Below are 20,307 nucleotides of genomic sequence, written 5' to 3'. Positions count from 1 at the left end.
GAGACCACCCGTGTCGCCACGTTCCCTCCGTCTGAGCGCCACGGTGGCCGCCGCCGCGCTGGCCCTCGGGCTCACCGTCGTCTCGAGCGACGTCGCCTCGGCCGCCCCCGCTCCCGTCGACATCGACATCGTGAGCATCAACGACTTCCACGGCCGACTCGAGGCGAGCGGCACCACAGCGGGTGCCGCCGTGCTGGCGGGCGCCGTGAACAGCTTCAGAACCGCGAACCCGAACACGATCTTCGTCTCGGCGGGCGACAACATCGGGGCGTCGACGTTCACCTCGTTCATCCAGCACGACCAGCCCACGATCGACGCGCTGAACGCGATGAAGCTCGATGTGTCGTCGGTGGGCAACCACGAGTTCGACCAGGGTGTCGACGACCTCACCGGCCGGGTGTCGAGTGCGGCCGACTTCCCCTACCTCGCCGCAAACGTGTTCGACAAGGCCACCGGCGAGCCGGTGCTCGACCCCTACTTCGTGAAGCAGGTCGACGGAATCAAGGTGGGCTTCATCGGCGCCGTCACAGAGGAGCTGCCCTCGCTGGTGAGCCCGGCCGGCATCTCGAGCATCACCGTGGGCCCGATCGTGTCGTCGGTCAACACGGTCGCCGACGAACTGAAAGACGGTGACCCGTCGAACGGCGAGGCCGACGTGATCGTACTGCTCGTGCACGAGGGCGCCCCCACCTCGGCTGTGGCCGCACCCGATTCGGCGTTCGGCGAGATCGTCGACGGCGTCGACGGCAATGTGAACGCCATCGTCAGCGCCCACACCCACCAGCTGTACAACTACGACGCTCCCGTTCCCGGCGTTCCGGGCGCCACCCGGCCGGTCTTGCAGTCCGCCTCCTACAGCATGGATCTCGGGCACCTCGCGCTCTCGGTCGACCCGTCGACGAAAGAACTGTTGAGCATCAGCTCCGAGGTGCTGCCTCTCACCGAGTCCGCCGCCCCCAACGCGCCGCTGTACCCCGCAGACCCGACCGTGGCGGGCATCGTGACGCAGGCAGTCGCCGTGGCCGACGTGCTGGGCAGTGTTCAGACCGGTACGATCACGGCCGACTTCAACCGGGCGCGGCAGAGCGACGGCAGCGAGAACCGCGGCGGCGAGTCGACGCTCGGCAACTTCGTCGCCGATGTGCAGCTCTGGGCGACACAGGATGCCGGAGCCGAGATCGCGTTCATGAATCCCGGTGGCCTCAGAACCGACCTGACCTATGCCTCGGCGGGCGCGGGCGATGCCGACGGCGCGGTCTCGTTCAAAGAGGCGGCGAGCGTTCAGCCCTTTGCCAACACCCTGGTCACGACCACCCTCACCGGCGCCCAGATCAAAGAGGTGCTCGAAGAGCAGTGGCAGCCTGCTGCGGCCGCCCGGCCCTTCTTGAAGCTCGGTGTGTCGAAGTCTCTCGAGTACACCTACGACCCCACCGCCCCGGCCGGGGCGCACATCACCTCGATGCTGCTGAACGGCGCGCCGCTCGGCGCAGACGAGAGTGTGAAGATCGTGGTCAACTCGTTCCTCGCCTCTGGCGGCGACAACTTCGTCACGCTGGCTGAGGGCACGGGTGCAGCCGACACCGGAAAGATCGACCTGCAGTCGATGGTCGACTACTTCGGGGCGTTCCCCGTCGCGAGCCCCGACGACGCCCAGCGTGCCATCGGGGCACAGTTCGTCACTCCGATCGACTCCGCGGGTGTGGCGGCCGGGCAGACGGTGACGGTCAACCTCTCGTCGTTGCAGTTCAGCGCCGGCGAGCCCGTGTCGCCCACGGTCGACGTGCTCTACGACGGCGCGGTCATCGGCAGCGCCCCGATCGACCCGGCGATCGTCGACACCACCGACGAGGTGGGCCGTGCCACGGTGACGTTCAGCGTGCCACAGAACGCGGTGGTCGGCCAGCCGATCGTCGTCACGTTGCCCGGAACGACGACGGCGGTCGTTCTGACCACCGTCGCCACCGCCGCAGTGCCGACCACCCCCACGCCTGCGGCCACGACGACCCCGGTCGCGGCGGCCTCTGCGGCCCTCGCCAACACTGGCACTGACGGAGCCGCCCTGGTGGGCTGGGCAGGGCTCGGGATGCTCGGGCTGGCGCTCGGCATCGCCGCCCTCACCTCGGTGCAGCGCCGGCGCGGCAGCCGCACCCGGTGAGGCGCGAGGCGGCCGCGGTCTGATCCGTGGTCTCAGGCGGCGCCGAGTGGGGCTGTGGATGGAGTTCACTCCACAGCCCCGCCGCCTCGGCAGTGCTGCCCGGCCCGACTACGCCGGAGACTGCCGGGTGCGACGGTTCGCTTCGGCCCTTCGTTCGTCGTCGGCGTTGCCGAAGTACCCGCCGGCCAGCGTTTCGGCGGCACGGAGCAGCGCTGGAAGAATCACGTCGCGTTGCTCTGGCTCGAGGCTGGCCATCACGCGGCCCTCGATGACCGCGATGCGGTTCGTGCACTCCTGCAGCACCGCACGCCCGGCCGGCGTGAGCACGGTCTTGCGAATTCGGCCGTGCGAGGGATCGTCGGTGCGCACGACGAAACCCCGCCGTTCCAGATCGGCCAGCACTCGGTTCGCCGACTGCGGTGTCACGAACATGAGCCGCGCGATCTCGGCGTTCGACCGGCCGACATCGTCGCTGATCGCCAGGAGCAGGTGGTATTCGGGCACCGTGACGCCGTTGTCGGATGCGACGAGCTCGACGGCGCGTTGCAGAGCTCGCACCAGTCGCTGGGTCACCCACTCGAGTCGACCGACCGCGTCTTTCGGCGGTGTGGCCCGGTGTCGGCGCGGAATCACGGGCCCGGCGTCGACCGTCGCCCCATCGACAAATTCGCCATCATCCACAGCGACAACATATCGTCACATGCGACCTGCACGAAACCTGTGAGGCGGGAAGAGCGGCACCGGATCAGCCCCGCCAGCGTTGCGGGGCGGCGCGCAGGAGCTCGTGCGCGTCGACCTCGAGCAGCAGGCCGCTCGCGACACTCTCACGAACGGCTTCGGCGAACCGATCGAGGTAGCCGGCGCGCGATTCGTACCGCTCGCGCAACTCGGTCGTCGCGAACGGCCGCAGGTGACCGACGAGACGGGCGAGCATCTCGGGCCGGCTGAAGGGCATCCACTCCGGCGGAGGTTCCGACTCTGCCGAGGGCGTGCTGTGCGGCGCGTATGTCGCCGTGGGAACGGTCACCCATGGCGTGCGGATGCCGCCTCGTACGTTGCCATCGGCGTCTCGCACCAACGTCTCTGTGCCGGCGACGTGATCGAAGCGGGCCGCCTTCGGAGGCAGTTCGCCGGCAACCAGCCAGCGGTGCATCGCCTCGAAGGCACCACGCAGGTACAGGTCGAATCGCGCATCGGTGGGTTGTTCTCGAATGCTGAAGGCTGGGCGCCGCCCGCCCCGGCGTTCGTACTGCTGCAGGTTGGTCAGCACGCCGGCTCTGGCCTCGATGTGCGCCGTGCCCGCGACTTCGTACAGCCGGTAGACGCCATCGGCGTCGTCGCTGTCGGCGTGGGTCACGCGTTCGTGCGTCTCGGCTTCGGTCTCGCTCAGTACCTCGAAGGCCACGGCCTGACGGGGTGAGATCGAACGCCGCGGATCGTCTGAGGTGACCTCGACGTCTCGTGCAGAGAGCGGCGGATACCCCGCGGCCCCGGCGCCGCCGGAGGAGATGCCGATCATGTATCCGTCGATCGCGGGGCGGCCATCGTCTCGTCGCCATCGGTCGTGAAAGCCGTCTTGCAGCACGACACGGCAGAAGCTCCCCGTCGCCGACATCCCGGCGAGGATGACCGGGCCGGTGCCGACCGCACCGAGGTCACCTGCGACAGCCGCCCGCACCGCTTCGGCCAACACGTCGTACTGCATTCCCTCTTCGGGGATGTCGACTGCGGCATATCGTTCGGAATCGATGGTGTCTCTCAGGAGCGTCGCGACCGGGCTGAAGACGGTGACACCCATCCAGCTGTGGCGGCCGCGCAGCAGCCACGGACTGATCGCGTTCCACACCAGCGCCGAGTCGAGGTCGGGATGCAGCGGCTCGACCACGGTGAGCCCAGACCCGGTGCCCGAAGCCGGGTGACGCGTGAGCACCCGGGTGCAGAAGGGCACGTCGCTCTGCGCCGCCTCGAGGGCGCCGTGGTCGTCATGGCGCCACACGCTCGCGATGCCGCGAAGGAGATATTCGGTCTCGACGAAATCGTGCACTGCGAGGTCGACACCCATGTCGATCTCGGGCAGGAACGACGTGCCGAAGGGCCGAGACCCGGCGCTGATCGAAAGTGGCTCGATGACCGATCGCGACATTGCGTAACCTCCACGGGGTTGGCGGACCTATTGTGTGAATATCAGGTTAGCTGATACTTTAGTCCAGCGCCGCGCAGCAGCGCCGCACAATCCGCACACATTGCAAAGGAGCAAAATGTCTGCAGCACGCAGCCCACTGCGAAGAATCGCGTTGATCGCCGTCACCGCCGTGGCCGTCGTCGGCGGCGTCGCAGCCTGTTCGTCCACCCCGGCGGCGAACGCCGGGAGCACCACACTCACCACCCAGTTCGCCGGCGTGCCGATCAGCCTGAACCCCGCCCTCGGCGGGTCGGGCGGCAGCGCGATCTACACGTCACTGCCCTATGACTCTCTCATCTACCAGACGGGTGACGGCAAGCTGATCCCCGATCTGGCGACCGCGTGGACCCTTTCCGACGCGAACACCAAGCTGACCCTCACCCTGCGATCCGGTGTGACATTCACCGACGGAACGACAATGGATGCCGCAGCCGTCAAAGCCTCGCTCGAGTACTTCCTGAAGGCGGGTGGGGGCAACGCCCGTTATGCGGGCCCCATCTCCGACATCTCGACTCCCGACAACGCCACTGTCGTCATCACCTACTCGACCGCGTATCCAGACGGCCCGTACTATCTGTCGCAGTACTGGAGCGTCGGCCAGATCATCGGCCCGAAGGGCCTGGCAGACCCGAACAGCCTGCTCACCTCGAGCGACGGAACAGGGCAGTACTCCTACTCGGCCGCCGATTCTGTGTCGGGTTCGTCGTACGGCTACGTGAAGAACCCGAACTACTTCAACCCGGCGGCCCAGCAGTTCGGCAAGGTCGTCGTCAAGGTGATCGGCGATCCCAGCGCCGTCTCGTCGGCGGCCACGACCGGCCAGGTCGACTTCGCCGGGGTCTCGCCGACCACGGCCGACACGGTGAAGGCTGCCGGCCTCGACCTGGTGTCCGCCCCGTTCTTCACCTGGGGTCTGACCATGGCCGACACCCAGGGCACGCTGGCCCCGGCCCTGGCGAACGTCGACGTTCGCCAGGCGATCGCGATGGCCATCGACCGCGACGCGCTGGCATCGGCTCTTGGTTCGCAGTACACGCAGGCGAATGGTCAGATCGGCGCCGAGGGAACCGACGGTTATATCTCGGGGTACGGCTACAGCTACGACGTCGACAAGGCGAAATCGTTGATGGCACAGGGTGGGTACCCTGACGGCTTCGAACTGCAGGTTCTGACGGAGAACATCCTCGACCCGCAGACCACCATCTCGCAGGCGATCGCCGGCGACCTGGGCAAGATCGGCATCAAGGTCGACCTCGTCGTCAAGAACTCGGTTCCCGATTTCATCCAGGCCTCGCTCACCAAGCAGTACCCTGCGGTGATCTGGCCGGTCGTCGGCAGCAATTCGGCGCAGGTTCTCACGAACTTCATTCAGCCCGGCGTGACCAACCCGTTCGGAAACTCTGACCCGACGCTGACCGCGGCCTACGACGCTGCCCAGTCGAGCACCGACCCGGCCGCGGCGACCGCTGCGTACCAGAACATCACGAAAGCGGCCAATGACGCCGCGTGGTTCGCGCCGGTGGTGTCGACCGACAACGTCTTCGCCGTGGGCAAGAACATCACGAATGTGACGGCCTCGGCGTTGAACTCGAATCCGCTGCCGCAGGCGCCAGACGCCCAGTACGCCTGGAAACCGTCGAAGTAGCCCAACGCGACGCCGATCACTCGCCATCCCACTCCTGGAGCTCATCCATGGCCCGACTGATAGTCACCCGTCTGCTTCTGTCGATCGTTCTGATTGTGATCTCGTCGATCGCGATCTTCTTCCTCATGTCGCTCGTGCCGGGTGACCCGGCGCGAACCATTCTGGGGGCGAACGCCACGCCAGACGCGGTGGCCAGACTGCAAGACCAGCTGGGGCTGAATCAGCCGCTTCTCGTGCAGTACACGACGTGGCTCGGCGGTGCCGTGCGCGGCGATCTCGGTGAATCGGTGTTCAGCGGCGACCCGGTGGTGACGCTCATCCTCGCGCGGGTGCCCGTCACGCTGTCGTTGATTCTGCTCTCAACGATCGTGATCGCGGCGCTCGGCACCGGGCTGGGGCTGCTGAGCGCCGTACGGGGCGGGCCCGTGGGCACCTTCCTCGACGCGATCTCGCTCGTCGGCCTGGCGTTGCCGAGCTACTGGGTCGCGATCGTGCTGGTCGCCCTGTTCGCCGTGGCGATCCGCATCTTTCCGGCAACGGGCTACACCGCGCTGACCGACGACCCCGGCGCCTGGCTGCTGTCGCTCGTTCTGCCGGTGGCCGCGCTGTCGCTCGGCGGCGTCACTATCGTGGCGAAGCAGATGCGCGATTCGGCGATGGATGTGCTGGCCCGCGACTACATCCGCGTACTGCGCTCGACAGGGGTGCGGGAGCGCACGATCGTGCTGAAGCACGTGCTGCGCAACGCGGCCCTGCCCTCGCTCACCGTGCTGGGGCTGACCGTCGTCGGGGCGCTCACGGGGGCGGTCTTCGTCGAGAACGTCTTCGTTCTGCCCGGACTCGGCACCCTCGTCACCCAGGCGACCACCTCGCACGATCTTCCGGTCGTGCTCGGCGTCGGCGTCTTCTTCACCCTCTTCGTCATCATCGTCAACCTGATCATCGACGTGCTCTACGGAGTGCTCAACCCGAAAGTGCGAGTGCAATGAGAGCCAGCTCTGCAAGCCGGGCCATGTCGGCGGGTCTCGGTCGGCGTGTTCTGCGCAAACCGATCGCAGTGATCTCGGGCTTTGTGCTGATCGTGATCGTGGGGGGCTCCTTCGCGGCACCGTGGATCGCCCCCTACGACCCGCTCGAGCAGAACCTGCGCATCGCGAAGGAGGGCCCGAGCCTCGCTCACCTGCTCGGCACAGACTCGCTCGGCCGCGACATTCTGAGCCGGCTGATGTTCGGCGGGCAGGAATCTCTCAGCGGCGTGGTCGTCGCCGTGCTGTCGATGCTGATTCTGGCCATTCCGCTCGGCATCGTCGCGGGCTACCTCGGCGGCGTCTTCGATCGCGTGATTCTGCGGGTCGTCGATGTGCTGCTGTCGATTCCCGGCACCATCATCACCCTGGCGGTGCTCGCCATCTTCGACAACAACATGGTGGTGGCGATGGTGAGTGTCGGTGTGCTCGCGAGTGGTGCCTTCATACGGGTGTTCCGCAGTGCGACGCTGTCGGTACGGCAGGAACTCTACATCGGCGCCGCCCGCGTATCCGGGCTGAGCCAGGCCCGCATCATGGTCGACCACGTGCTGCCGCAGATCCGCGGTGTGCTGCTGGTGCAGGTGACGCTCTTCGCGGCCGCGACGCTGGGCATCCAGACCGGCCTCGCGTTCCTGGCGTTCGGCCCGCCGCCGCCCGCGCCCACGTGGGGCGGGATGGTCGCCGAGGCCGCCTCGCTCATTCAGACCGACCCGTGGATGCTCGTGCCGACCGGTGGCGTCATCGCCCTGACCACGCTGGCGCTCTGCCTGCTCGGCGATGCCCTTCGAGATGCGAACCAAGAGCGCTTCACGCTCGCGGGTCTCGTCGGCGAGAAAGTCGTGAAGACCACTGCGCCGCCGCCCGCGACTCCCTCTCCTCGATTGGCCACTGCTGCCGACCCCGATGACGAGGCCGGGGTTCCGGGGGCTCCGGATGCTCTGCTGACGGTACGCGGGCTGTCGGTCGGGTTCGGAGCCGCCGGTCGCGAGACCACCGCCATCCAGCGCGTCGACTTCGACGTCTCACCGGGTGAGATCGTCGGCCTGGTCGGTGAGTCGGGCAGCGGCAAGACGGTGACGGCGCTCGCCGTGCTCGGCCTGCTCGGCGCCAACGGGCGCATCACGGCAGGCTCGGTCAGGCTGGGGTCTGACGAGCTGGTCGGCATGTCGAGCGCGAAGCTGCGAGAGGTGCGCGGTGCCCGCATCGCGATGATCTCGCAGGAGCCGATGGGTGCGCTCGACCCGTCATTCCGCGTCGGTTCGCAGATCGTCGAGGCGATTCGCGCTCACGAGCGGGTCGGCCGGGCCGAGGCACGAACACGTAGCCGGCACCTGCTCGAAGCGGTACGACTCGACCCCGCCATCGCGAGCCGGTATCCGCACGAGATCTCGGGCGGCATGGCGCAGCGGGTCGCCATCGCGATGGCGCTGGCCGGGCGCCCCGACCTGCTGATCGCCGACGAGCCGACCACCGCGCTCGACGTCACCGTCCAGGCCGACATTCTCGAGCTTCTGCGCACGCTGCAGGCAGAGACGGGAATGGCAGTGATCCTGGTGAGCCACGACTGGGGTGTGGTCGCAGACCTGTGCAGCAGGGCGATCGTCATGTACGCCGGTGAAGTCGTGGAGCGAGCCGCGGTGGCCGACGTGTTCGAGACCGCCCGGCATCCGTACACCGCAGCGCTGTTGCGCTCCAACCCGCACGGAGCCGAGGCGGGAACGCTGCTGCCGACCATCGGCGGCTCAGTTCCGGCGCCGCACCAGTGGCCGCACGGCTGTCACTTCGCCGATCGGTGCCCGTTGGTGACCGCGGAGTGCCGTGAAGCTCCCGTGGAGATGGTGCACCTTGACGGCGATCGAGCCAGCCGGTGCATCCATATCGACGAATTGGCGGAGGCGAAGGTATGAGCGTTCAGCCGATTCTCGAGGTGACCGACCTGGCCGTAGACCATGGTTCGGGGCGCCGGCGAAAGCGTGCCGTCGATCATGTCAGCTTCACGATCGCCGCGGGCACGACCCTCGGCCTCGTCGGCGAATCGGGCTCGGGGAAGACGACCACCGGAATGGCGATCCTCGGGATGCTGCCGATCGCCGGCGGCTCGGTGCTCTTCGACGGCCGCGACATCACGGGCATGCGCAGGAGCGAACGGCGTGCGCTCGGGTCGGAACGGCAGGTCATCTTCCAAGATCCGTACAGCTCGCTCGACCCGAGCAAGACGATCGGGTACACCCTCGCCGAGCCGTGCCGCATCGTGCCGCGCGAGCGACGCCTGAGCACGGCCGAGATCGCCGATCGGAGCGCGATGCTGCTTCGACGCGTCGGGTTGAGCGACGACGCAGCACGCCGGTACCCCGCTCAGTTCTCAGGCGGCCAGCGCCAGCGCATCGCAATAGCCCGTGCTCTCATGCTCTCGCCGCGCCTGATCGTCTGCGACGAGCCGGTCAGCGCACTCGACCTATCGGTGCAGGCGGAGGTGCTCAATCTGCTGCTCGAACTGCAGCGCGATCTCGGGCTGAGCCTGCTCTTCATCTCGCACGACCTCTCGGTGGTTCGGCATGTCTCGCACACGATCGCCGTGCTGCAGGGCGGGCAGATCGTCGAGCAGGGGCCCGCCCAGCAGGTGTACGAGCATCCGCAGAACGACTACACGCGCACCCTGCTGGCCGCCGCCCCGGTGCCAGACCCGAGAGAGCAACGACTGCGGCGCGAAGAACGCCAGCGAAGCCGCACCATGGAGAGGACGCAATGACCGCGATGAACATCGGAGACGCAGAGCTCTGGTACGAGGAATACGGCCGGGGAGACGAGGTCGTGCTCTCGTCGGCGATGGGATTCGCCGCCGGCGCCTACCCCGAGATTCTGGCGGCCGAGCCCACCTCGTACCACGTGTACACGATTCAGGCGCGCGGATTCGGCCGTTCCACGCATCCGGAGCGGGCTCCCGACAACTGGCTCGACCAGTGGGCCGACGACGTCTGCGCGTTCGCCGACCGGCTCGGAGTCGACCGTTTCATCTACACGGGCATCTCGCACGGTGGCGGTATCGGCTGGCACATCGCCAGACGGCATCCGGAACGCCTGAAGGCTCTCATCTCTGTCGTCGGAACGCCGCACGACCGGGAGGGGGGAACGTCTTCTTCTGCCGGTCGCCGACGGTTCATCGAACAGCGTCATGACCCCGAGATCGTCAGGGGCATCCTCGAACACATGGCCGGGCCGACCGACGACCCCGAGCTGCAGGAGCAACGCCGGGTGCGGTTCGCCGCCGCTGCGGAGGAGGCTGGTCGGCGGCCGGAAGACGAAGCCCAGATCAACCAGGGCAAGCCATTCCCCGAGGCGGTGACTGACGAGCAGCTCGAGGAGGTGTACCGCGGCATCCGGGTACCGGTTCTGATTCTCGCCGCGATGCGAGACGGCGTCATCTCTCCCCAGTCGGCCCTGCGTGCCGCAGTGAACGTGCGCGGGGCGAAGGCGGTTCTCTTCGAAGACGGCGGCCACATGATCGGCGAAGAGTCGCCCGAACGCCTGGTTCGTGAGGTGCGCGTGTTCGTTGACGAACTGAACGGGCTGGCAGAACCTCGGAGGCGGGCATGAGCAGGGTCGGGTCGGCACCGATCCGCATCGCGGCTGTCGGCGACCTCATCGTCGACCGACCGCAGCCAGAGACGTTCTTCACCGACGCTGCGGCGATCCTGCGAAGCGCCGACCTCACGATCGGCCAGCTGGAGGTGCCGCACTCCACGACCCGTGCGGTCACCACGGTCGACGTTCCCGCGCCGCCGGCCGACCCGGCACACCTCGAGGCCGTCGCTCGGGCGGGCTTCGACGTGCTGACTCTTGCGGGCAACCACATCGGCGACGCCGGGGGCGAGGGCATCGCAGAGACCATCGCCGCGGCGCTGGCCGCCGGGATGCTCACGACCGGCGCCGGTGCCGACATCTCGGCTGCCGGCGTGCCCGTGATCGTCGAGCGCGGCGGCGTTCGCATCGGAGTGCTGTCGTTCAACTGCGTCGGCCCGACAGACAGCTGGGCCACGAGCAGGCGGCCGGGGGGCGCCTATGTGCGGGTGTACTCGCACTACGAGGCGATCGGCGCGAATCCCGGAGGACCGCCGAGCGTGCACACCTTCGCCGACCCGCACTCGCTCGAGGAGCTGCGCCGGCACGTCTCGGCCGTGGCCGAGGTCGTCGATGTGCTGGTCGTCGCGCTGCACAAGGGTCTGGTTCACGTTCCGTCGGAGCTGGCCGCCTACGAGACGGAGGTCGCGCACGCGGCCGTCGATGCCGGCGCCACCACGGTGATCGCGCATCACGCGCACATCATGCGCGGAGTCGAGTTCTACCGCGGGCGCGCCATCTTCCACGGACTCGGCAACTTCGTGACCGTCACCGATGCGCTGACCCCGGCTGCTGCCGCCGTCGACGAGCAGCGCCGCTGGGCCGAGCGCCGCAAGCGCCTGTTCGGGTTCGAACCCGATGAGCGGCTGCCCAGCTGGTACCCGTTTCATCCCGAGAGCCGCAACACGGCCATCGCGGTGCTCGAGGTCTCGTCAGACGGTGCCCTGCGCTGGGGCATCGTGCCCTGTTTCATCGACGAGACCGCACGGCCGGTGCCGCACGGTGACGACGAGGTCGGCCGGTCGGTCGTCGACTACATCCGGCGAATCACCGCCGACGAGGGATTCTGCACGACGTTCGCCTGGGAGGGCGACGAGGTGTGGCTGCACGCGTCAGACCAACAAGGAGAATCACTATGAACGACATCGCACGACCGTTGACCGGCAAGACGGTGCTCGATCTCACCACCGCTCTGTCTGGGCCCTACGCCACGCTTCTGCTCGCCGGGCTCGGCGCGCGGGTCATCAAGATCGAGAATCCCGAGCTCGGCGGGGACACGTCGCGCAACAACGCTCCGTACTACGGCGCGAACGGTCTACAAGCCCGCCGCACCAGCGAGACCGACATGTCGGTGTCGATGATGCTGCGCGGCCGCAACAAAGAGAGCATGACGCTGAACCTCAAGACGCCCGAGGGCCGCGCCGTGTTGCTCGAGCTGGCGGCCACGGCCGACGTGCTCGTCGAGAACTACAGTGCGGGGGTCACCCAGCGGCTCGGCATCGACTTCGCGACCCTGCACGAGCTCAACCCGCGCCTGGTCTACGCCTCGATCAGCGGGTTCGGCGCCCAGGGCGGCCCGGGCAGCGGCAAGGCGATGGACACGATCATCCAGGCCCTCAGCGGCACGATGCTGACGGCAGGCAGTCCCGGCGACCCGCCCGTTCGGTTCGGCCTGCCGATCGCCGACCTCGTCGCGCCCCTGTTCGGCGTCATCGGGGTGCTCTCCGCTGTACTCGAGGGGGAGCGTACCGGGGAGGGGCAGCACGTCGACGTCTCGATGCTGGGTGCGTTGACCTCACTCGTCGCGTGCGAGCCGTTCGACGCTTTCGAGAAGATCGGGATGCCGCTGCGCACCGGCTCGTATGTGCCACGATTGGCACCCTTCGGGGTCTTCCTCACCCGAGACGGCTGGTTCGCCCTGTGCGGCCCGACCGACGCCTTCAGCGCAGGGGTCATGAGAGCGCTCGGTGTTCCCGAGCTCGCCGACGACGAACGGTTCTCGCGGCGGGACAACCGCGTTCACCACGCCGATGAGCTCCACGCGATGATCGCGGGCTGGGCGCAACATCTCACGGTCGAGGAGGCCGTGCGCCGCCTCGAGGAGGAGGGGGTGCCGGCCGCTGCGGTGCGGGAGACCGGCGATGCGGTTCGCGACCCACTGGTGTTGAGCCGGGGTGAGGTGGAGCCGCTGCCGCATCCGGTCTTCGGCATCGCCCACGACCTCTTCGGATCGGGCGTGCCGATCACCTTCTCGGGCAGCAGCACGTCGCTGGATCGCCCGGCGCCCTGGCTCGGCGAGCACACCGAAGCGGTGCTCGCGGGTCTGCTGGGTTACGGCGATGAGCAGATCGCCGCGCTGCGGGAGGCCGGGGCGCTGTGACGACCGAACTCGAACGGGCGGCCCGGGGCGCCCGTCAGGCCGCGGCCCAGGCGGCCGCTTCGGGCCAGAGCGTCGTCGGCATCGTCGGACGGGATGTGCCCGCCCTCCTGGTCGTGGCGGCGGGGGCGCGGCCCTTTCGCATCGCCCCGCACGACGAACCGACCGACGAGGCCGACGCCGTCATGGGCCGCGCCGTCGACCGCGCCGCCGCCCGTGTGCTGGCCGCAGCGCTCTCGGGATCGCTCGACTTTCTCACCGGCATCTTCGTGTCGCGTGACAGTGAAGCCTCGGTTCGGCTGTTCTACACGCTGCAGCAACTGAACCGGCGCGGCCGGTTCACCGTGCCCGTTCACCTCGTCGACCAGGTGCACCAGAACCGTGAGAGCACCATTCGGTACAACACCTATCAGCTCGCCCAGATGTGGGAGGCGGTCGAACGATGGACCGCCGTTCCGATCACCGCCCGGTCGCTGTGGCAGGCATACGTCGCCGTCGCCGACGTGCGCGGCCAGCTCGAGTCGGCTCGCACCGAGCGCCGGGCGAACCGCCGGGTCGGAACGGTGTCGCTGTACGGCTATCGGGTCGCATGCGCCCTGCCGCCGGCCGAGTCGCTGCCACTGCTGCAGACGGCTCTTGCCGAACAGAGTCTCGCCGAACAGACTCGCACCGATGCCACGTCGCCCTTCCCCGTCTTCCTCACCGGCAGCGCGCCGCTCGGCGATGAGGTGTACCGGGCGGTCGAGGATGCCGGGGCGAACGTGGTCGCCGAAGATCACGACTGGGGCGATCCCATTCTCAGCGATCGTCTGCCCGCGAACATCGATGCGCCGAAGGATGACCTGCTGCGCGAGCTCGCACTCGGCCGCCTGCGGGGGGCACCCGCATCCGCCTCGTCGACCATGGCAGCGCGCGCGGAGGCGACACGAGACGGCATCCGCACAAGCGGCGCCCGTGGCCTGCTGAGCGTGGTGCGACCGTACGACGAGGCGCCGGCGTGGGATTGGCGACGGCAGAGCGAGCTGGCCGGGGTGCCGGCGGTGATGCTTCGGGGTGACGAGGCCGAAGACCCCGATCGGATCGCCCGGGCGGTCGAATCGCTGCGAGCGGCGTCGTGACCCGGCTCGAGTCGGCCACGGCCGCCCTCGCGTACCAGAGGCAGTGGTTCGCGGGCCTGCGTGACTCCGTCGCGGCCGGGCGGCCGTACGCCCTGGTGAATGCCGACGCGCCCCAGGAGATACTGCGCGCGATGGGCATTCCCTATGTGGTCAACCAGTGGTGGGCCTCGATCGTGACGGCCAAACAAGTCGCTCCGCAGAGCCTCGAGGTGGTGGCCCGAACCGGATATCCCGACGACAGCCGTCAATACGACGTCTTGGCTCTGGGCTCTCGTGGCCTGAGTGCCGCCGAGGCACCGTGGGGCGGCCTGCCGAAGCCCGACCTCGTGCTCGCCGAACTGAGCGGGGATGCGACGGGCAAGGTCTTCGAGGCCTGGACCGACGACCCGTCGATCGGCTACTTCGCCTACGAGCGAACCGCGGCCATCCCGCCGGCCGGGCCCTGGTGGGAGCTCGCACCGCGTCGATGGAACGAGGTTTTCGGCCGGGAGCGCATCGAGCTGATGGCCGACGAGAACCGCCTGCTCATCGAGTTTCTCGAGCAGCGCACCGGGCGCGTCTTCGACCTGGCCAGACTCGAGGCGGTCATGGCCCTGATCAACGAGCAGGAGGAGTACAACCTGCGAACCCGCGACCTGATCGCGGCAGCGCGGCCCGCACCGGTGCGCGTGTCAGACACCATCCCGGCGGTGATGATTCCGCAGTGGCACCGTGGAAGCGAGTGGGGCCGGGATGCCGCTCGCACCCTTCGCGACGAAGTGGCCGCACTCGTCGACGAGGGCGCCGCCGTCACCGTGCCCGAGCGCACTCGGCTGATGTGGGTTGGCCGTGGCCTGTGGAGCGACACATCGATGTACCGCCGTTTCGAAGACGAGTTCGGAGCAGTCTTCGTCTGGTCGATGTACCTCGCGATCGCGGCAGACGGCTACATCCGCTACGGGTCTGATGCGATCACGGCGCTCGCCGCCCGGTTCGTCGGCATCACCGACCTGCTCTACGCCCCACCGCTCGCGCCCGAGTGGTATGTCAAAGAAGCCAGGGGTCACGGTGTGAACGGTGTGGTGCACCTGGTCGCCGACGACGTGCCCGGTGCGTCGTTCATCACCCTCGCCCTCGAGGAGGCACAGATTCCGGTGCTCGAGATCCGCGCAAGCAACGCAGACCCGCGCACCCTCGATCTCGGCTGGGTCGAGGCACTGATGACCGAGTTCATCTCCGGCCTTCAGCGATGACGTCTGAACCGCCCCAGACCTCGCCGTCGGGCGACCCTCCACGTGAGGCCGTCACACTGCTCTACCTCATCAAACAGGTCGAGCTGGCGATTCGCGCCCGGCTCGAGTCGGTGACACGCGAGGCGGGCCTGACGGTCACGCAGTACACGGCACTCACCGTTCTGGAGCGGCGCCCCGGCCTGACCTCGGCAGAGCTTGCGAAGAACTCGTTCGTGCGCGCACAGTCGATGTCGGCGGTCACGGCCGAACTGCTCGAACACGGCATGGTGACGCGGATGCGCGATCCGTCGCACCATCGACGCCAGCTGCTCACGGTCAGCAGTACAGGCAGAGACCTCCTCGTGCGACTCCGACCGGCCGTCGCGTCGATCGAGCAGCAGATGGTGTCGGCTCTGGCCGCTGACGACGTTCCCGACCTCCGCCGAACACTGCACCTGTGCCGCTTCGCGCTCGCCGGCGACGCACCACCGTGACGGGTCGGGCTGTGGAGGAGAAGTTCTCCACAGGCTCCCCGCCCCCGGCGTTTCTGTCGGCGGCCGAACCTAAACTGAAGGCATGACACTGAACCTGGAGGCAGACGCCCCGCCGGCCGACGGGCCCGAGTACATCGCGGGCGCCGGCGCGGCCCCCGGCGGCGCGGCCGAGGCGTACAGCGACGGCTTCGACGAGGCGTACCTCGACGAGGCCGCGGGGCGCACGGCTGACCGGGCGCCGGGCGCTCGGGGCACCGCGATCGCCGCGGCGCCGGCCAGCACCGAGACGGCCCGCGCGGTGCTGAAGCGCGTGTTCGGCTACGACGACTTCAGAGGTGACCAGGCCGCCGTCATCGATCAGGTGGCGAACGGCGGCGACGCCGTCGTGCTCATGCCCACCGGTGGCGGCAAGTCGCTCTGCTACCAGATCCCGGCGCTGCTGCGCGAGGGCACCGGCGTCGTCATCTCGCCGCTCATCGCCCTCATGCACGACCAGGTGGATGCCCTGCTGGCCGTCGGCGTGCGGGCCGCCTTCCTCAACTCCACCCAAGACCCCACCGAACGGGCGCGCGTCGAAGCCGCCTACCTCGCCGGCGAACTCGACCTGCTCTATGTGGCGCCCGAGCGCCTGTCGTCAGAGGCGACGAAACGCTTTCTCGAGAACGGCCGCATCGCGCTGTTCGCCATCGACGAGGCGCACTGCGTGTCGCAGTGGGGCCACGACTTCCGGCCCGACTACCTCAGCCTCTCCGACCTGGCCGAGCGCTGGCCCGAGGTGCCGCGCATCGCGCTCACGGCGACCGCGACCGATGCCACGCACCGCGAAATCACCGAGCGGCTGCACCTCGGGCGCGCGAAGCACTTCGTGGCGAGCTTCGACCGGCCGAACATCCAGTACCGCATCGAGAACAAGGGCGAGGTGCGCAAGCAGCTGTTGTCGCTCATCCGCACCGAGCACGACGGCGACGCGGGCATCGTCTATGCGCTGTCGCGCAAGACCGTCGAGCAGACGGCGGCGTTCCTGGCGGCCAACGGCGTGAACGCCCTGCCCTACCACGCCGGGCTCGACGGGCAGCTGAGGGCCAGAACGCAGTCGCGCTTCCTGCGCGAAGACGGCGTGGTCATCGTTGCGACCATCGCCTTCGGCATGGGCATCGACAAGCCCGACGTGCGGTTCGTCGCCCACGTCGACCTGCCGAAGTCTGTCGAGGGGTACTACCAGGAGACCGGCCGCGCGGGCCGCGACGGCCTGCCGTCGACGGCGTGGCTGGCCTACGGCCTGCAAGACGTGGTGCAGCAGCGCCGCATGATCGAGCAGTCTCCCGGCGACGCCTCGCACCGCCGCAAGCTCTCGTCGCACCTCGACGCCATGCTCGCGCTCTGCGAGACGGTCGACTGCCGCCGGGTGAACCTGCTCGGCTACTTCGGCCAGAGCAGCGCCCCGTGCGGCAACTGCGACACCTGCCTCACCCCGCCGCAGTCGTGGGATGGCACCATCGCGGCGCAGAAGCTGCTCTCGACGGTCGTACGGCTGCAGCGCGAGCGCAACCAGAAGTTCGGCGCGGGCCACCTGATCGACATTCTGCGGGCGACCAAGACGGCGCGCGTCGACCAGTACGGGCACGACGAGCTGGCGGTGTGGGGCATCGGCGCCGACCTGAGCGAGCAGCAGTGGCGCGGGGTGGTTCGGCAGCTGCTCGCCAAGGGTCTGCTGGCGGTGAACGACGACGGCTTCGGCACGCTCGTGCTGTCGCCCGCGAGCGCCGATGTGCTCAGCGGTGCCCTGACGGTGTCGATGCGAACCGAGCCCGAGCGGGCATCCGGAGCGGGCAGCGCGGGGGGCGGCTCCCGGTCGTCGCGGGCCAAGTCGGCGGCGGCCGACCTGCCCGACGATGCGGTGGCGCTGTTCGAGGCGCTGCGTGCCTGGCGGTCGGCGACGGCCAAGGTGATGGGCGTTCCGGCGTATGTCATCTTTCACGACGCCACTCTTCGCGAGATCGCGATGCGCCGGCCCGCCGCCATCTCCGACCTCGACGGGCTCAGCGGAATCGGGCAGAAGAAGCTCGACACCTACGGCGAAGACCTTCTCGGGGTGGTCGCCGCGGCCGCCTGAGCGTTTGTGTGACATGGCACGTGCTGAGCGACTGCCGTTGTAGGTTTCGTCAGGCACGCATTGTCGGCGATGGGCGGCGGTTGTAGGCGTGGCACTGGTCGTTTTGGCACTGCACCGGGCGCTCGTACGCTGGCGAAGACGGCGTTGTTCCGTCAGGCAGGTCTCGTGCGCAGCCGCACGAGCGGTACGCACGTGAAAGACGAGGATCACCGATGGTCGACACCGTTTCAGCCAGTACGATCGCCAGCGAGGCGACCACCGCACGCGGCGCCCGAGCATCCAGGGCGCCCCGGCCGGCCACGGTCTCGGCCACGCCGACGATCGACGTGGAGTGGCTCGGCCAGTACCTGCTCGGCACCTGGGCCGAGGCGCGCCTCGAGTCGCGCCGCGTCACTGCCCGGCCCGAGATGCAGCGTATCGAGGGCCTGAGCCTCACCGAGCACCGCCAGCGGGTCTTCGATCAGCTGCACCTGCTGGTCGAAGAGGGTGCGGTGAACAAGGCGTTCCCGAAGCGGCTCGGCGGCCAAGACGACCATGGTGGCAACATCGCCGGGTTCGAAGAGCTGGTCACGGCCGACCCGTCGCTGCAGATCAAGTCGGGCGTGCAGTGGGGGCTGTTCGGCGCGGCCGTGCTGCACCTCGGCACTGCGTACCACCACGACACCTTCCTGCCGGGCATCATGAGCCTCGAAGTGCCGGGCGCGTTCGCCATGACCGAGACCGGCCATGGCTCTGACGTCGCCAGCATCGGCACGACCGCGACCTACGACATCGAGGCGGGCGAATTCGTGCTGAACACGCCGTTCCGCGGCGCGTGGAAGGACTACCTCGGCAACGCGGCCGTGCACGGCACGGCCGCCGTCGTCTTCGCCCAGCTCGTCACCAGGGGCGTGAACCACGGTGTGCATGCGTTCTACGTGCCGCTTCGCGACGTCGACGGCAGCTTTCTCGAGGGCATCGGCGGCGAAGACGATGGCCTCAAGGGCGGCCTGAACGGCATCGACAATGGGCGGCTGCACTTCAGCGACGTGCGCGTTCCGCGACTCAACCTGCTCAACCGCTACGGTGACGTGTCGGAGGAGGGCGACTACACCTCCTCGATCGCGAGCCCCGGTCGGCGCTTCTTCACCATGCTCGGCACCCTGGTGCAGGGCAGGGTGTCGCTCGACGGCGCCTCGACGAACGCGGCGAAGGTCGCGCTCGCCATCGCCATCACCTACGGCAGCCAGCGCCGCCAGTTCACGGCCGGCAGCGACACGAATGAGGAGGTGCTGCTCGACTACCAGAAGCACCAGAGCCGTCTCATTCCGCGGCTGGCCACGACCTATGCCGCCAGCTTCGCGCACGAGGTGCTGCTCACCAAGTTCGATGCGGTGTTCTCGGGTGCGAGCGACACCGACGTCGACCGCCAAGACCTCGAGACCCTCGCCGCTGCACTCAAGCCGCTGTCGACCTGGCATGCGCTCGACACCCTGCAGGAGGCCCGCGAGGCGTGCGGCGGCGCCGGCTTTCTCGCCGAGAACCGGTTCACGAGCCTGCGCGCCGACCTCGACGTGTACGCCACGTTCGAGGGCGACAACCACGTTCTGCTGCAGCTCGTCGCGAAGCGGCTGCTCACCGACTACAGCAAGAAGTTCGCGAAGGCCGATGTGGGTGTACTCGCCCGGTACGCGGTCGAGCAGGCGGCAGACCGCACCGTGAACGGCACGGGCCTGCGCCGGCTGGCCCAGAACGTGACCGACCACGGGTCGAAGGCCCGGTCTGTGGGCCAGCTGCGCTCGCCGAAGGTGCAGCGCGCCCTGCTCGTCGACCGCGTCGAGACCATGGTGGCCGAGGTGGCGACCCGGCTGCGCCCCGCGAACAAGGCCTCGAAGAAGAAGGCGGCAGACCTCTTCAACCAGAACCAGAACGCAATGATCGAGGCGGCCCGCGCCCACGGCGAGCTGCTGCAGTGGGAGGCGTTCACCGACGCCCTCGCAACGATCGACGACCCGGGCACGAAGACGGTGCTGACCTGGCTGCGTGACCTCTTCGGTCTCGGACTGATCGAGAAGCACGCGGCCTGGTACCTCATTCACGGCCGGCTGTCGCCGCAGCGCGCGCAGGCCGTGAGCGACTACATCGTTCGGCTCACCGCTCGGCTGCGCCCGCACGCCCTCGACCTCGTCGACGCGTTCGGCTACGGCCCCGAACACCTCCGCGCGCCGATCGCCTCGGGCGCCGAGGCCGAGCGCCAGAACGAGGCGCGCGACTACTACCGTGCCCTGCGCGAGAGCGGCACGGCGCCGACAGACGAGAAAGCAGTGAAGGGCAGCCGCGGCTGAGTGCTTCGGAGGCCGGGAAGGTGATCATCACCGTCCCGGCCT

Annotated in this window: 15 protein-coding genes; 13 read left to right on the top strand and 2 right to left on the bottom strand. The window is 68.5% G+C overall.

The features are described 5' to 3' along the window. Positions 1 to 10 precede the first annotated feature (10 nt). A complete protein-coding gene (locus tag V3W46_RS08200) occupies positions 11 to 2,155 on the top strand; it encodes a bifunctional metallophosphatase/5'-nucleotidase (protein WP_331782603.1) in 2,145 nt (714 codons plus the stop codon). Between the two features lie 108 nt (positions 2,156 to 2,263). On the opposite strand, the gene V3W46_RS08195 is transcribed toward V3W46_RS08200, so the two are convergent. Both V3W46_RS08195 and V3W46_RS08190 read right to left on the bottom strand, forming a co-directional pair. Continuing rightward, entirely contained in the window at positions 2,264 to 2,836 is a 573-nt protein-coding gene (locus tag V3W46_RS08195) for a MarR family winged helix-turn-helix transcriptional regulator (protein ID WP_331782602.1), read from the bottom strand. 64 nt (positions 2,837 to 2,900) lie between these two features. Beyond that, positions 2,901 to 4,298, bottom strand: coding sequence for an alpha/beta hydrolase domain-containing protein (locus V3W46_RS08190; protein WP_331782601.1), 1,398 nt, complete (start codon positions 4,296 to 4,298; stop codon positions 2,901 to 2,903). 115 nt (positions 4,299 to 4,413) lie between these two features. Here V3W46_RS08190 and V3W46_RS08185 point away from each other — a divergent pair, with 115 nt between their 5' ends. The 12 genes from V3W46_RS08185 to V3W46_RS08130 all read left to right on the top strand — a co-directional run bounded on the left by V3W46_RS08185 (position 4,414) and on the right by V3W46_RS08130 (position 20,265). After that, on the top strand, positions 4,414 to 5,982 hold the full coding sequence (locus V3W46_RS08185) for an ABC transporter substrate-binding protein (RefSeq protein ID WP_331782600.1): 1,569 nt from the start codon (positions 4,414 to 4,416) through the stop codon (positions 5,980 to 5,982). Positions 5,983 to 6,029: 47 nt separating this feature from the next. Beyond that, positions 6,030 to 6,971: an ABC transporter permease gene (locus V3W46_RS08180; RefSeq protein WP_331782599.1), complete on the top strand. Its 942-nt coding sequence runs from the start codon at positions 6,030 to 6,032 to the stop codon at positions 6,969 to 6,971. Then, on the top strand, positions 6,968 to 8,917 hold the full coding sequence (locus tag V3W46_RS08175) for a dipeptide/oligopeptide/nickel ABC transporter permease/ATP-binding protein (protein ID WP_331782598.1): 1,950 nt from the start codon (positions 6,968 to 6,970) through the stop codon (positions 8,915 to 8,917). The genes V3W46_RS08180 and V3W46_RS08175 overlap by 4 nt, the downstream gene beginning before the upstream one ends. After that, positions 8,914 to 9,759 carry an ATP-binding cassette domain-containing protein gene (locus V3W46_RS08170; RefSeq protein WP_331782597.1) on the top strand — a complete coding sequence of 282 codons (846 nt, stop codon included), beginning with the start codon at positions 8,914 to 8,916 and terminating at the stop codon, positions 9,757 to 9,759. The genes V3W46_RS08175 and V3W46_RS08170 overlap by 4 nt, the downstream gene beginning before the upstream one ends. Beyond that, positions 9,756 to 10,604 (top strand): alpha/beta fold hydrolase, encoded by an 849-nt coding sequence (locus tag V3W46_RS08165; RefSeq protein ID WP_331782596.1) that lies wholly within the window; start codon positions 9,756 to 9,758, stop codon positions 10,602 to 10,604. The genes V3W46_RS08170 and V3W46_RS08165 overlap by 4 nt, the downstream gene beginning before the upstream one ends. Further along, positions 10,601 to 11,767 (top strand): CapA family protein, encoded by a 1,167-nt coding sequence (locus tag V3W46_RS08160; RefSeq protein ID WP_331782595.1) that lies wholly within the window; start codon positions 10,601 to 10,603, stop codon positions 11,765 to 11,767. Before V3W46_RS08165 ends, V3W46_RS08160 begins: the two co-directional genes overlap by 4 nt. After that, positions 11,764 to 13,008, top strand: coding sequence for a CaiB/BaiF CoA transferase family protein (locus V3W46_RS08155; protein ID WP_331782594.1), 1,245 nt, complete (start codon positions 11,764 to 11,766; stop codon positions 13,006 to 13,008). Before V3W46_RS08160 ends, V3W46_RS08155 begins: the two co-directional genes overlap by 4 nt. Beyond that, a complete protein-coding gene (locus V3W46_RS08150; protein ID WP_331782593.1) occupies positions 13,005 to 14,123 on the top strand; it encodes a 2-hydroxyacyl-CoA dehydratase family protein in 1,119 nt (372 codons plus the stop codon). Before V3W46_RS08155 ends, V3W46_RS08150 begins: the two co-directional genes overlap by 4 nt. Next, positions 14,120 to 15,355, top strand: coding sequence for a 2-hydroxyacyl-CoA dehydratase family protein (locus tag V3W46_RS08145; protein ID WP_331782592.1), 1,236 nt, complete (start codon positions 14,120 to 14,122; stop codon positions 15,353 to 15,355). The genes V3W46_RS08150 and V3W46_RS08145 overlap by 4 nt, the downstream gene beginning before the upstream one ends. Next, positions 15,352 to 15,828, top strand: a complete 477-nt coding sequence (locus tag V3W46_RS08140) for a MarR family winged helix-turn-helix transcriptional regulator (RefSeq protein WP_331782591.1) — start codon at positions 15,352 to 15,354, stop codon at positions 15,826 to 15,828. The genes V3W46_RS08145 and V3W46_RS08140 overlap by 4 nt, the downstream gene beginning before the upstream one ends. Before the next feature lie 82 nt (positions 15,829 to 15,910). Beyond that, complete coding sequence (gene recQ, locus V3W46_RS08135) at positions 15,911 to 17,941, top strand: DNA helicase RecQ (RefSeq protein WP_331782590.1); 2,031 nt, start codon at positions 15,911 to 15,913, stop codon at positions 17,939 to 17,941. Between the two features lie 212 nt (positions 17,942 to 18,153). Then, on the top strand, positions 18,154 to 20,265 hold the full coding sequence (locus V3W46_RS08130; RefSeq protein ID WP_331782589.1) for an acyl-CoA dehydrogenase family protein: 2,112 nt from the start codon (positions 18,154 to 18,156) through the stop codon (positions 20,263 to 20,265). The last annotated feature ends 42 nt before the right edge of the window (positions 20,266 to 20,307 follow it).

The sequence above is a fragment of the Subtercola sp. YIM 133946 genome (assembly GCF_036553535.1).
Lineage (GTDB): Bacteria > Actinomycetota > Actinomycetes > Actinomycetales > Microbacteriaceae > Subtercola.
This window is presented reverse-complemented; position numbering and strand designations above follow the sequence as displayed.

What these genes read in the sequence shown, in the direction of transcription:
- recQ (WP_331782590.1), top strand. Translation starts at nt 15,911, where the DNA reads ATGACACTGAACCTGGAGGCAGACGCCCCGCCGGCCGACGGGCCCGAG.
- V3W46_RS08165 (WP_331782596.1), top strand. Translation starts at nt 9,756, where the DNA reads ATGACCGCGATGAACATCGGAGACGCAGAGCTCTGGTACGAGGAATAC.
- V3W46_RS08155 (WP_331782594.1), top strand. Translation starts at nt 11,764, where the DNA reads ATGAACGACATCGCACGACCGTTGACCGGCAAGACGGTGCTCGATCTC.
- V3W46_RS08170 (WP_331782597.1), top strand. Translation starts at nt 8,914, where the DNA reads ATGAGCGTTCAGCCGATTCTCGAGGTGACCGACCTGGCCGTAGACCAT.
- V3W46_RS08160 (WP_331782595.1), top strand. Translation starts at nt 10,601, where the DNA reads ATGAGCAGGGTCGGGTCGGCACCGATCCGCATCGCGGCTGTCGGCGAC.
- V3W46_RS08130 (WP_331782589.1), top strand. Translation starts at nt 18,154, where the DNA reads ATGGTCGACACCGTTTCAGCCAGTACGATCGCCAGCGAGGCGACCACC.
- V3W46_RS08180 (WP_331782599.1), top strand. Translation starts at nt 6,030, where the DNA reads ATGGCCCGACTGATAGTCACCCGTCTGCTTCTGTCGATCGTTCTGATT.
- V3W46_RS08175 (WP_331782598.1), top strand. Translation starts at nt 6,968, where the DNA reads ATGAGAGCCAGCTCTGCAAGCCGGGCCATGTCGGCGGGTCTCGGTCGG.
- V3W46_RS08190 (WP_331782601.1), bottom strand. Translation starts at nt 4,298, where the DNA reads ATGTCGCGATCGGTCATCGAGCCACTTTCGATCAGCGCCGGGTCTCGG.
- V3W46_RS08140 (WP_331782591.1), top strand. Translation starts at nt 15,352, where the DNA reads ATGACGTCTGAACCGCCCCAGACCTCGCCGTCGGGCGACCCTCCACGT.
- V3W46_RS08185 (WP_331782600.1), top strand. Translation starts at nt 4,414, where the DNA reads ATGTCTGCAGCACGCAGCCCACTGCGAAGAATCGCGTTGATCGCCGTC.